Here is a 12,994-nt window from a genome sequence, read left to right on the forward strand (position 1 = left end):
ATTTTTTTCGGGATGTCAACCGTGAAGTTCTCCTATAGGAAAACTCATTTTAAAATTCAAACTCATCTAGGACATCTTTTCCACTGGTCACAAGCTTTGCTCCTTCTTGAATGAGGTGATGACAACCATCAGAACGACCATCCAATATAGAACCTGGAATAGCGAAAACATCACGACCTTCTTCCATAGCACGCTCACAAGTGATCAGACTCCCAGACCTCATCCGCGCTTCTGCCACAATCACCGCTCTAGAAAGACCAGCAATAATCCGATTACGCTCTGGAAAATGGTGTTTTTGAGGGCTTTGGCCAGGACCATATTCTGTTAAAACCAAATGGCTCACACTCATGTACTTCTGCAACTGTTTATTAGATCTAGGATAGAAGACATCTAACCCAGTACCAATCACACCAATTGTTTTTCCTCCATTTCGAATAGCTGCATAATGAGCCGCAGCATCTATCCCCTTGGCTAATCCACTCACCACAATCAATTCGTTGTTTAACTCATAAATAATTTTTTCGACAGATTGAATCCCTGTGCGACTGCAGGATCGACTCCCCACAACTGCTATTTTGGGATGTTTAAGAAGGTCAATATTACCTGAGTAAAACAACAAAACAGGTGGGTTATGCATCCAAAGAAGTTCTTCAGGATATTCTGAATCCATAATGGATATCGAATCAAACTCTTTGAACTCCTCCATCAAGACCTTGTCATCAATCCGAATATATCGTTCCATAAAAAGTGTTTGATTGCGACATCCTGCAATTTTTGCTATTAATTCTAAAGAAGGCCATTCCCCATTCATTTCCCAGTAATTGACAATGTTAAAAACCTGTAGATTAGACAGGCCAGAAACCTTTAATTTATAAAGTTCATATTTGTTCATTCGTAAACCTCATTTTCTACTATCTATTTATAATATTCGTAAAAGAAAACAAAAAAAGCTCTAAAAATAGAACTTTTTAATGATTTTCTACAATATTAAAATGACAAACGGCCCCCAAAAGGTTACTTGAGTTGTGGTAACGAGCTGCTTGTATCTCTAGTAAAGAAAATCGTTGCTCACTACTTTCTTCAAACAACAATTTATACTGATGGTTGATTTCTTCTAAAAGAAGGTCTTGGCTACTAATTCCTCCACCAATCGTCACTTTTTCAAGCCGAACAAGTGACTGAAGATTATAGATCAGGATTGCAATTTCCCGACAATAAGAAATAAATAAGTCTTGTAACTCCCCATGATAACCAGCGTGAAGGGCTTCAAAAACCTGGATGCCATCCTCTTCCGGCAGTTGCAAGAGCTGACTGGCTTGAGCTACAAAGTTGACAGCTGAGCCTAAATTTTGAACCAAACTGGAAATCCCATGCTTCAAAATCTCTCTCTGAAATTGTTTTTGTTCTGGAATTGTTGGTGGCTCCTCTGGGTTCGGCCAACGAAGATAATCCTTGAGATGCAAAATAGAAATTAAAGAACCATTGGAAGTCAAGGCTAATCCTACGCCAGTTCCCAATACAAAGGTTGCACCACAGTAACAATCTTGGAGGTTTCCAATTCGAGCTTCTGCCAAACCCGCAGCATCTCCGTCATTGAGGACGGTCACAGGAACTTGAAACATCTTATTTAAACGAGAAGCTAAAGGAATATTCCTCAAATAAGGAATTAGGCCACCTTTAAAGACAAAACCAAGTCGACTATTGATTTCACCTGGACATGAGATGGCAATCCCTGTAATTTGATTCTGGAACGAGCAAATCACGCGCTCGAGGGCTTCCCAAAAGTCCTCAATAGTATCTGGTGTCGGGACTTTAGAGGAATCGCTCACTTGATAGGCTTCATCGACTAAGGCATATTTAATAAAGGTTCCCCCGATATCAAAGGCTAAGAGCATTTTCTTCTCCTCCTAGTCAACAGCAGTCATGGACTTAATGGGTTCGAAGCTTCGACGATGGATTGGACTAACCCCTTGTTTTTCCAATCCTTCAAGATGCTTGGTGGTCCCATAGCCCGCATTCTGTGCAAAATCATAACCTGGATACTCTTGGTCATATGTCGCCATCATCTGATCCCGTGTCACCTTAGCCACTATAGAAGCTGCCGCGATAGACAGGGAATTAGCATCTCCCTTGATGATGGAGGTCTGAGAAATAGGAAGATCCAATTTCATGGCATCGATCAAGAGATGTTGAGGCTGTGGGTCCAACTCGTGAATAGCCTCTAGCATAGCTAATTTCGTCGCTTCATAGATATTTACCTGATCAATGACGTGATTGTCTTTTACCCCAATCCCAACCGAAATAGCCTGATCCAAAACCGCTTGGTAAATAGCTTGGTGCTTAGATTTAGGAATTTTCTTGCTATCGTTTAAACCTGGAATTTTACAATTTTTAGGCAAAATAACAGCTGCAGCGACGACAGGCCCAGCTAAAGGGCCTCGTCCTACTTCATCCACTCCTGCAATGAGCTGAATCCCTTGGGCATATAATTCTTTTTCATAGGTGAGCATTTTTTCTAAACGCAGGTCTTCGTCTACTTGTTTTTGGAGTTCACGTTTTCGTTTGTTGATGGCCGACTGAACGCCCGCTCGAGCATCATAGATTAACTCTTCAAACAAGGGATGATCCAGCCTATCAATCGTTGCCAAACGCTCTTTGACTTCTTTAATCGTTGGCATCCACTTCACCTACGCGATCAAGGGTATAGCGGCCCAAACGACCATCTCGTACATCCTTAACAAACAAGCTATAAAAACGATCGTAATCATCTCGAAAGCCTAAGCGTTGGGTCATCTCCATGATGATTTCCGGTGCTTCCTGCTCCAAATTCATTTGCTTATAGCGTTCTTGCAACTCTTTTGGATAGTGAGATTTAAAATACTCCAGACCAAAAATAGTCACCTCATCCATAGGCAATAACTGGTCCTTAATGGCACCCGTTAAAGCTAATTTTAGAGCTACATCTTCATCTTCAAATTTTGGCCAAAGAATCCCTGGGGTATCCAAGATTTCGAGGTCCTTATTGGTTTTCAACCACTGTTGTCCCTTGGTTACACCTGGTTTATTTCCAACTACGGCAATCTTTTTCCCTGCTAAACGATTCATCAGCGTTGATTTACCAGCATTTGGGATCCCAATAATCATGGTCCGAAGGGTTTCAATCTGAATCCCTCGTTCCTTTTGGCGAGCAATTTTATCTGCCATCAAAGACTTAGCCGCATCTGTTACTTTTTTGACTGTCGACTGCTCTTTGGAGTTGATAGCCAATGTTTTGATTCCTTGAGATTCGAAATACCCCTGCCATTCTTTTGTTGCGACAGGATCTGCCAAGTCTACCTTATTCAGAATCATCAACTTAGGCTTGTCACCAACAATTTTTGTTAACATGGGATTTTGACTGGATAATGGCAAACGAGCGTCCACCAGAACCGTTACAAAATCCACGAATTTTAAATTTTCCTGTACTTGTCTTCTAGCTTTGGACATATGTCCAGGAAACCATTGAATAATCGCCATGAAATGAAATCCTTTCAACATTCAATCCTATCTATTATACCATGAAATACGGTATTTCTTTTATAAAACTGCTTCCCATTTTTACAAACAAAAACGAAGCTACATCTGTAACTTCGTTTCTTATTTTAGCGAATTTGCTCAAAATGCAAGTGAACAGCGATGTGATCTCCATAACCACTCCGTTCCAAATCACGTTGCAAGCGATAAGAAATATAGTGTTCAGCAATGGTAATATAACCAGCGCCAAGTAAGCGGTGTTCAACCATTGACTGGATCATGCTGATAGTCGCACGTTCTACTTTCGCTTCTTCCAGATCCATCACAACTTTCTTGGTCACTTGCGCCAAGTTTTGGCGAAGATCATCCGTTAAGACATAGACTGTTTGAGCCGCTTTTAAAACAGCTTGGTAGATTTTATCTGGATCAAATTCTACTACTTCACCACTACGTTTAATGACTTCCATCTTTTTCTCCTTGGTCTTCAATATACTTCTATTATCTTAATAAATAGGAGATTTGTCAAGAATCTAAAATATCAATAATCCGGACGAAGAACTCCCGTGATGATTTCTTTCGATGCGTGGTAATCCCCATCCACTACAACCTTGATGATGCGCTTCGCTTCCTCAGCAGGGGCTGGAACTAATGGTAAACGAGTAGGCCCTGCTTCAAAGCCCATATAGTTCAAGACTGCTTTAACTGGTGCTGGACTTGGATAAGAAAAGAGAGCATTAACTTTAGGGATAAATTGGCGCTGAATAGCCGCTGCCTTTTTAATATCATTGTGCTCAATCGCTTGGAACATTTCGTGCATTTCATCCCCATTGGTATGGGAAGCTACTGAAATGACACCGTCTGCCCCTAAGTTCATGGCGTGGAAAGCATCTCCATCCTCTCCCGTATAAATGAGGAACTCTTCTGGCTTATGCTCAATTAAGTAAGCCATATTGGCTAGAGTCGTACATTCTTTGACCCCGATGATATTTGGATGTTCGGCCAAACGGAGCATGGTTTCTGGTGTCATTTCTACAACCACGCGCCCTGGGATGTTATAGATAATAATTGGCAAGTTAGAAGCGTCTGCAATAGCTTTAAAATGCTGATACATTCCTTCTTGAGAAGGTTTGTTGTAGTAAGGGACGATAGCTAACCCAGCAGCAAAACCTCCAAACTGATCTACTTCCTTTACAAACTCAATAGAATCTCGGGTTTCATTGGTCCCGACACCAGCAATCAAAGGAACCCGTCCGTTCACCACCTTTTGAATCGCTGCAAAGAGTTCTAATTCTTCATCGTGTGTCAGTGTCGGACTTTCGGCCGTGGTACCAGCTAATAGAATTCCGTCCGTATGGTGAGCTAAGAGGTGCTCAATCAAAGGAGGAATAGCTTCAAAGTTGATCGAGCCATCTTCGTGAAAAGGGGTGATAAAGGCGGTAATCATTTTACAATCTTTTAAATCTTGATAAGACATAGATCCTCCTTCTTGATTCAATCATAGGGAAGAGGGACAGCACCAAAAGTTGGTCACTGTCCCCATTACAATTTATTCAGTTATAGAATCATTTCAATTCAAACTTCAAGTCAGCTGTTGGGCGCACCAATCCACGCTCATGAAGAGTTTCTGCGATTTGAACAGAGTTCCAGGCTGCTCCTTTAAGAAGGTTATCAGAAACTACCCACATATGGATCCCTTTTTCAGCATCCAAGTCTTTACGGATACGACCAACAAAGGTATCACGAGAACCAACAGCATTAATAGCTTGTGGGTATACTTGATGAGCAACATCATCTTCCAGTACTGCACCTGGGAAGGCTGCGATGGTCGCTTTTACCTCTTCAATTGGAGCTACTTCTTTGGTCTCAATGTAAACTGACTCTGAGTGAGCTGACAAGACCGGAATACGTACACACGTTGCCGAAACTGCAATGCTATCATCTTCCATGATTTTCTTGGTTTCGTTTGTCATCTTCATTTCTTCATATGTGTAGTCATTATCAGTGAAGACGTCAATTTGAGGAAGAGCATTAAATGCGATTGGATAATGTTTCTTATCGCCACCTGATGGTAAGATTTCTGCATGCAAATCACGCGGATCCACTCCATCATTCAAAACTTCTCGAAGTTCACGTTGTGTTTCAAGAATAGCACCCATACCTGCACCAGAGACAGCTTGGTAAGTCGATACGATGATACGATCCAAGCCCCATTTTTGACGAACTGGCTCTAGTGCCACCATCATTTGGATTGTTGAACAGTTAGGGCAAGCAATAATCCCATTGTGAGCATCAAGGGCATGAGCATTCACCTCTGGAACAACCAATGGCACATCTGGGTTTTGACGGAAGTAAGACGTATTGTCGACCACGACAGCTCCTGCTTTCACAGCATAAGGTGCGTATTTTGCAGAAGTTGAACCACCAGCAGAGAAGAGAGCAATATCAACTCCTTCAAAAGCGTTCTCCATTGTTTCTTCAATCGTAATGTCTAGATCCTTAAATTTCAATACCTTACCAGCTGAACGAGCAGACGCCAAGTAGCGAATTTTATCGATTGGAAGTGTCGATTCTTCCAACATCTTGATCATTTGAGCACCAACGGCACCTGTCGCGCCGACAACAGCAACTGTATATCCCATAATAAAACCTCTTTCGGAATTTTCTAAAAATTTGTGAATTTCATCTATTATACTATTTTTCCCAGTAAATGAAAAGCGTATTTTCATTTCTAAAAAAAATCCCGATCTAAGACCGGGATCGTTTCTAAAGATATGAAAGCTTTTAATAAAAATTAATGGATCTCATAATCCAAATCACTCAAGTCCTTCTTCCCTTGCGTGTCTTCCAATAAAAATGGAACTTGTGACAAGCCTTTGATCCCTGCAACAACAGATGTTGGGAAGGTTACAATGGCTTGGTTGATTTGACTAATATTGCTATTGACAATTCGTTTAGAGGCTGCCAAATCTTCATTTTCGTCAGCAATTTCTTTTTGCAAGGCCAAGAATTGGTTAGAAGACAAGAGCTCTGGATAATTCTCACCCACTGCTCGGATTTGTGCCAAAACATCATTTTGATTGGCAATAACTTGGTTGGATTCTTGAATGGAAGCACCTTGGCGAAGGGCTACCAATTCGCTAAAGACTTTCTCCTCATGTTTGGCATAAGCCTTAGAGGCCTTCAACATTTCCGAAATGGTATCGTAGCGTTTCACCAGAGTGATATCGACCGTTCTTTTAGATTCTTCAATCATGACCTGATAACGGTTCAAACGGTTGCTTTCTCCGATAAACCACAAGAAAATGACAAGAGCAAAAAAAACAAGGGCAATCATTAAACCTGACATAGTTATTCTCCTTTAAATATATTGGTTAATTCATCAATGAGATCAATCTCCCTACAGAGTTTTTGATACTCTGCAGCAATCGAAAGACTTTCGATTGCGTCTTTTCTATTTGGGGTTGGGAAAAGGTAGCGATCAGTATATAAGGAAATGTAGAGTGTGTCTTGTACTAAATACACACACATAGCATTCTGAGAAATTTGCTGATCAAACCATTCTAGGATCTTTGGTTTTAAGAATTTTCGTGCAGCCAGTTCATCAGTACAATAGATATTGTAGTTTTCATTGTTTTGGATATCTTCTGTTTCAATTTGGACTTCATTAGGTCCAGCACCCGGATAGTCTCCTTTTAGTTCTCTTTTTAAAAACAAAGATTTCTTGGTTGGAACAACTCTCAAGTGCCCTGGAAATGAGATTGGAGCTTTTAAAGAAAAAATCTGACCAGAAAAATCTTCAACTTCTTCGTTGACCGTATGAGTTTCCCCGTTAGAGTCTCTCTTGGTTCGCGTTTCAATGTGGTAAGCATAGAGATTGGCTACTACGAGATTCTTTTCATCATGGAAGGACAGTTGATTAAAGAGATTAAACTTAGTCGATCTCGGACTAAAGACCTGCAAGACATTCATAGGGTAGTTAGCTGTCAAAGTTAGCTCAGCTTGAGGAAAAACTTCTTTCAAAATAGGACAAAGAAAATCTGTTATATAAATCTCGTCATTGGATCGAACCTGACCTCTGAATAAAGACTTTCTTTTTTGGTAGGCTGGTAAATAATAGAACACCCCTGCAAGAAGAATGATAACAAAGGCTCGCAATCCAAAAAGTGGGAAAGATAGTATAGCTAAAATAATACCAAGCATAGTAGCGTTTCTCCAATGAAGGTTATTCTTCATTTGTTCCTTCATGATGAACAACTTAGCCTGATATTGTTCTAATCTCTCCAGTTCACTGATACGTTGGAAAGTTTCTTGTGACCACTTGTTGTTTGGACTGTTTTGATCATACACTATAACCATCTCCTTTCAAACACAAATGAATACATCTATTTCCATCATTATACCACCAGCAACCACAAGAGGCAAACAAATATATGTATTTGATAGCAGTGAATTTCTACAAAAAAATCCCCTACCAAATGGTAAGGGATTCGAGGCATCTTTCGATGAGAACAGCCGGTTCACACAACTGTTCAAGGTCCGCTCCTGCGTTACAATTGAATGTAGACCTCCTCAGCGCAAAAGGCTCCTAAGAGCCAATCGACTCATCGCATGAAACTAGTCTACCACGACATTGCATAAGCTGTCAAGAGGCTCGTTTTAGAATTCCTCTCAAAAAGCTTAAGAGAAATAGAGGAAAGCCACGATTCATCTGCATTATTACATTAGGGATTTCACAGGCCCTTCGATTGTCTTTTGCATCCAGACAATATCATGCCATTGATCAAATTTATAGCCAATTCTAGGAAAATGAGCAACTTTCACATAGCCTCGTTTTTCATGCAGGGCAATACTAGCTGGATTTGGCAAGGCGATGCAAGCTAAGAAGCGTAAATAGCCACGCGCTTCCAGCTCCCTCTCTAAGGCCTCATACAAACGAGAACCCAGTCCTTGCCCAAGATAATGTTCGTTCACATAGACTGATACTTCTACAGCCCAGTCATAGGCTGATCGGTCATAATAGGTTGAAGCATAGGCATAAGCAAGTACTTGACCATTTTCTTCAGCTACTAAGTAGGGAAAACGTTGAAGGGTCTTTTCGATACGCCCTTCAAATTCCTCCGTCGTCGGAACATCATATTCAAAAGTGATGGCTGTTTTCTTAACATAAGGGGCATAAATTCTGACAAGTTCAGGAGCATCCGCTAAGGTGACTGGTCGTATCTTCAACATAGTCTTCTCGCTTTCTATCTCTCTATTATACCTCGAAAATATAAAAATGAGAGTGGGACAGAAATCGGTAATTCGTTAGAATTCGATTTCGTCGTCCCACCTCCGCACAGTTGAGTAGGGCTGTAATAGCTGATGTAATCAGCGTAGTAGAGCCCACTCAACCACTGCGTCTTGCTCGACAATCCAAAGACAATTGAGAGGCTAGGACTTTTGTCCCACTCTCATATACTTTTATTAGAATAAGCCCAAGGCTGTCCCATCTTCTGCCACATCCATGTTCAAAGCAGCAGGACGTTTTGGTAGTCCAGGCATGGTCATCACTTCACCAGTTAGAGCAACGACGAAGCCTGCACCAGTCTTAGGCACCAATTCGCGAATGGTAATATCAAAGCCAGTCGGCGCTCCAAGGAGACTTGGATCATCTGAAAAACTATATTGTGTCTTGGCCATACAAACGGGCAACTTGTCCCAGCCATTTTTTACAATCTGAGCAATCTGAGTTTTGGCTTTTTTCTCAAAGACAACATTGTCTGCCCGGTAAATTTCCTTAGCAATCTTGGTAATTTTTTCTTCAATAGAAAGATCATTATCATAAAGACGAGTGTAGCTAGCTGTACTTGTTTCAAGGGTCGCCACCACGGTTTCTGCTAGGGCTACTCCTCCATCAGCTCCATCAGCCCAAACGCTAGCCAATTCAACAGGAACTTGAATAGAAGCACAAAGTTCTTTAAGAGTTTCAATTTCAGCTTCTGTATCCGTTACAAATTCATTAATGGCAACCACTACAGGAACACCGAATTTGCGCATATTTTCAACATGGCGTTCCAAGTTAGAAAAACCTGAACGAACAGCCTCAACGTTTTCCTCAGAAAGAGCATCTTTGGCAACTCCACCATTCATCTTCAAAGCTCGAATCGTTGCAACAATCACAACAGCAGATGGACTGGCTGGGAGATTTGGTGTTTTGATATCCAAGAATTTTTCAGCTCCTAAATCTGCCCCAAAGCCTGCCTCTGTCACCACGTAATCGGCTAAACGAAGAGCGGTTGAGGTAGCCAAAACAGAGTTACATCCATGGGCAATATTTGCAAAAGGTCCACCATGAACGAAGGCTGGAGTTCCATAGATGGTTTGAACCAAGTTTGGCTTGATGGCATCTTTCAGGATTAAAGCAAGAGCCCCTTCTACTTCTAAATCGCGGACATAAACTGGACTACGATCATAGCGGTAGCCGATGACAATATTAGCCAAACGGCGTTTCAAGTCTTCAATATCTGTCGCCAAACAAAGAATGGCCATAATCTCAGAAGCAACGGTGATATCAAACCCATCCTCACGAGGAATCCCATTAAGAGGGCCTCCGAGACCGATAGAAACATGCCGCAAAGCACGGTCATTCAAGTCCACTACCCGCTTCCAGATAATCCGGCGTTGGTCGATGCCTAGCTCATTTCCTTGATGCAAATGATTATCAATCAAAGCTGAAAGAGCATTGTTTGCTGTCGTAATGGCATGCATGTCACCCGTGAAATGAAGATTTATATCCTCCATAGGGAGAACTTGGGCATAGCCTCCACCAGCTGCTCCCCCTTTAATACCCATAACAGGACCTAAAGATGGTTCGCGGATGGCAATCATGGTTTGTTTACCAATCTTATTTAAGGCATCTGCCAATCCAATAGTGATAGTAGATTTTCCTTCTCCAGCTGGAGTTGGGTTAATAGCTGTCACCAAGATGAGTTTTCCTGGTTCTTCCTTCTGAACGGCTTGAATCTTATCAAAGGTTAATTTTGCCTTGTACTTTCCATAGAGTTCTAAGTCATCGAAATGAATCCCCAATTTTTCTACCACATCTGTGATTGGTTTCAATTCAATACTTTGTGCAATCTCGATATCTGTCTTCATCTTAATCTCCTCACTATTTAATAATCCTATTATACAGAAATTTCACAAGGATATATATTTTAAATGTCAAACTTTCCCCGTTCGTTCGGTATTTGCCTTTAAAATGAACCTTTTTGGCCTTTATTCTAATTTCTTATAGCCCTCTATACGAAATAACTATGAGTCCCCAATTCCTCTCCCATTACTTCCGTTTCGCCTAAAAAACAGACGCAAGACCCATGTTCTTGGCTTTACTAAAATATAAAATTCTTGTAAAATAAGCCTATGAATATTTTGATTACTTCTGGTGGAACGAGTGAAAAAATTGATCAGGTTCGTTCGATTACCAACCATTCCACTGGTCAACTTGGAAAAATCATTTCCGAAAAATTTTTAGAGGCAGGATTTTCTGTGACTCTGGTGACCACCCCAACTGCGGTTCAACCGAATGCACACCCTCGTTTAACAAAAGTGATCATCAAAGATGTCGCTGAACTTCAAACAGTTCTTGAGAAAGAAACTCCAACTCATCAGGTCCTTATTCATTCCATGGCTGTCTCCGACTACAGTCCAGTCTATATGACAGGTTTTCATGCTGTAAAAGAAGCTACTAATTTAGAGCAATTTCTCCATCAAACCAATCAGGAATCGAAGATTTCATCGGAGGAAGATTATCAAGTTCTCTTTTTGAAGAAAAATCCTAAGTTGATTTCCTTGGTGAAAGCCTGGAATCCAGACATTCGTTTAATTGGATTTAAACTGCTGGTTGATGTATCCCAGGATCAACTGCTATCAGTTGCTCGTGCTAGCCTCAAAAAAAATCAGGCAGAAATGATTGTCGCCAATGACTTGAGCGAAATTCAAGACGGGAAGCATCGAGCATACTTAGTTACTAAAGATGCTACTCGAATAGCCAAAACGAAATTGGATATTGCTCAAAAAATCTTCCATCACATTACAAATAAAGGATAAAACCTATGGCCAATATTCTACTAGCTGTTACAGGAAGTATTTCTGCATATAAGGCAGCGGATATCACCAGTCAATTGACCAAGCTCGGTCATCAGCTGAAGGTAATCATGACTCCTGCAGCTACAGCTTTTATCACTCCCCTAACCCTTCAGGTCCTTTCAAAAAATCCAGTCGGTCTAGATGTCATGATTGAAGAGGATCCACAGCGGATTGAACACATCGACATTGGAAAAGAAACAGACCTCTTTCTAGTAGCACCGGCTAGTGCCAATACGATTGCTAAACTTGCCATGGGGCTAGCAGATAATATGGTGACGAGCACAGCTCTAGCCTTGCCTCAAGAAACTAAAAAAATCCTAGCCCCCGCTATGAATACGAAAATGCTGGAACACCCAGCTACCCAACGAAATCTAAAACTCTTACAAGACTACGGCTATCAGATTATTCAACCTCGCTATGCTACTCTGGCTTGTGGCGATCAAGGGGCTGGAGCTTTAGCTTCTATCGAAACCATTCTAACTACTATACAGGAGTCGCTTTCATGAAAAAATCCTCATCCATTTCACGCATTGCTATATTTTTCGCGGTAATGATTACCATCCATTTTACAACTTCCTTCATCTTACATTTTGTACCATCAGGTATTCAGCCAACCTTGGTTCATATCCCTGTCGTGATCGCGTCTATCATTTATGGACCTCGTACAGGTGCTATTCTAGGACTGCTTATGGGACTCTTTAGTTTAACGATGAATACTCTTGTTTTAACCCCAGCAAGCTATCTATTTAGTCCCTTTGTGCCAAACGGAAATCTCTATTCCCTTGTCATCGCTATAGTACCGCGTATTCTCATCGGGGTAACACCTTATTTTGTCTATCGATGGATGCACAATCGTACTGGGTTAATAACAGCCGGCATTGTCGGATCTATGACCAATACTGTATTCGTTTTAAGCGGGATTTACCTCTTCTTTGGTAATACCTTTGGGAGAGGAATTCAACATTTTCTTGGCTTGATTGTGTCTACTAACTCACTCATCGAAGTTATTGCAACGGTTCTGATCACTAGTGCCGTTGTCCCAGCCCTCGAAAAATTAAAATAAAAAGTTGAGAGTGGGACAGAAATCGGTCATTCGTTAGAATTTGATTTCGTTGTCCCACCTCCGCACAGTTGAGTAGGGCTGTAAAAGCTGATGAAATCAGCGTAGTAGAGCCCACTCAAGCACTGCGTCTTGCTCGACAATCTAAAGATAATTGAGAGGCTAGGACTTTTGTCCCAGCCTTTTTTCTATCCAAAATTCCCTCTTTATTTTTGAAAAGATTTACAATTATCGCTAGAATTTTCTGAAAAAATTTGCTATAATGTGAGCGATTAATTATATATTAAAAAGGAGACG

General features: G+C 41.0%; 14 protein-coding genes. 3 read left to right on the forward strand and 11 right to left on the reverse strand.

Translation table 11 applies throughout. The features are described from left to right. Window positions 1-49: 49 nt before the first annotated feature. The 11 genes from dprA to DW930_RS02245 form a co-directional block, all read right to left on the reverse strand. Window positions 50-892 (reverse strand): DNA-processing protein DprA, encoded by an 843-nt coding sequence (gene dprA, locus DW930_RS02190; RefSeq protein ID WP_120701957.1) that lies wholly within the window; start codon window positions 890-892, stop codon window positions 50-52. 76 nt (window positions 893-968) lie between these two features. Then, entirely contained in the window at window positions 969-1,895 is a 927-nt protein-coding gene (locus DW930_RS02195) for an ROK family protein (RefSeq protein ID WP_120701958.1), read from the reverse strand. A 12-nt stretch (window positions 1,896-1,907) separates the two neighbouring features. Beyond that, on the reverse strand, window positions 1,908-2,678 hold the full coding sequence (locus DW930_RS02200; RefSeq protein ID WP_120701959.1) for a ribonuclease HII: 771 nt from the start codon (window positions 2,676-2,678) through the stop codon (window positions 1,908-1,910). Beyond that, window positions 2,665-3,516, reverse strand: a complete 852-nt coding sequence (gene ylqF / locus DW930_RS02205; protein WP_023023197.1) for a ribosome biogenesis GTPase YlqF — start codon at window positions 3,514-3,516, stop codon at window positions 2,665-2,667. The genes DW930_RS02200 and ylqF overlap by 14 nt, the downstream gene beginning before the upstream one ends. 125 nt (window positions 3,517-3,641) lie before the next feature. Beyond that, window positions 3,642-3,980 (reverse strand): ATP cone domain-containing protein, encoded by a 339-nt coding sequence (locus tag DW930_RS02210; RefSeq protein WP_006597242.1) that lies wholly within the window; start codon window positions 3,978-3,980, stop codon window positions 3,642-3,644. A 71-nt stretch (window positions 3,981-4,051) separates the two neighbouring features. Next, entirely contained in the window at window positions 4,052-4,987 is a 936-nt protein-coding gene (dapA, locus tag DW930_RS02215; RefSeq protein WP_023023195.1) for a 4-hydroxy-tetrahydrodipicolinate synthase, read from the reverse strand. An 88-nt stretch (window positions 4,988-5,075) separates the two neighbouring features. After that, window positions 5,076-6,152, reverse strand: a complete 1,077-nt coding sequence (locus tag DW930_RS02220) for an aspartate-semialdehyde dehydrogenase (protein ID WP_023023193.1) — start codon at window positions 6,150-6,152, stop codon at window positions 5,076-5,078. A gap of 152 nt (window positions 6,153-6,304) precedes the next feature. Continuing rightward, on the reverse strand, window positions 6,305-6,859 hold the full coding sequence (locus DW930_RS02225) for a LemA family protein (RefSeq protein WP_023023190.1): 555 nt from the start codon (window positions 6,857-6,859) through the stop codon (window positions 6,305-6,307). A 2-nt stretch (window positions 6,860-6,861) separates the two neighbouring features. After that, window positions 6,862-7,869, reverse strand: a complete 1,008-nt coding sequence (locus DW930_RS02230) for a DUF3137 domain-containing protein (protein WP_042507453.1) — start codon at window positions 7,867-7,869, stop codon at window positions 6,862-6,864. A 360-nt stretch (window positions 7,870-8,229) separates the two neighbouring features. Further along, window positions 8,230-8,742 (reverse strand): GNAT family N-acetyltransferase, encoded by a 513-nt coding sequence (locus tag DW930_RS02235; protein ID WP_023023187.1) that lies wholly within the window; start codon window positions 8,740-8,742, stop codon window positions 8,230-8,232. Window positions 8,743-8,976: 234 nt separating this feature from the next. Then, window positions 8,977-10,647, reverse strand: coding sequence for a formate--tetrahydrofolate ligase (locus DW930_RS02245; protein WP_117744228.1), 1,671 nt, complete (start codon window positions 10,645-10,647; stop codon window positions 8,977-8,979). 264 nt (window positions 10,648-10,911) lie between these two features. Between DW930_RS02245 and DW930_RS02250 the strand changes: the two genes are divergently transcribed. The 3 genes from DW930_RS02250 to DW930_RS02260 are packed head-to-tail and all read left to right on the forward strand — an operon-like array spanning window position 10,912 to window position 12,700. Next, window positions 10,912-11,598: a phosphopantothenate--cysteine ligase gene (locus DW930_RS02250; RefSeq protein WP_117744227.1), complete on the forward strand. Its 687-nt coding sequence runs from the start codon at window positions 10,912-10,914 to the stop codon at window positions 11,596-11,598. 5 nt (window positions 11,599-11,603) lie between these two features. After that, window positions 11,604-12,143 carry a phosphopantothenoylcysteine decarboxylase gene (gene coaC, locus DW930_RS02255; RefSeq protein WP_117744226.1) on the forward strand — a complete coding sequence of 180 codons (540 nt, stop codon included), beginning with the start codon at window positions 11,604-11,606 and terminating at the stop codon, window positions 12,141-12,143. Next, complete coding sequence (locus tag DW930_RS02260) at window positions 12,140-12,700, forward strand: ECF transporter S component (RefSeq protein WP_117744225.1); 561 nt, start codon at window positions 12,140-12,142, stop codon at window positions 12,698-12,700. Before coaC ends, DW930_RS02260 begins: the two co-directional genes overlap by 4 nt. Window positions 12,701-12,994 lie beyond the last annotated feature (294 nt).

It is taken from the genome of Streptococcus sp. AM43-2AT, from assembly GCF_003603405.1.
GTDB classification, from domain to species: Bacteria; Bacillota; Bacilli; order Lactobacillales; family Streptococcaceae; genus Streptococcus; species Streptococcus ilei.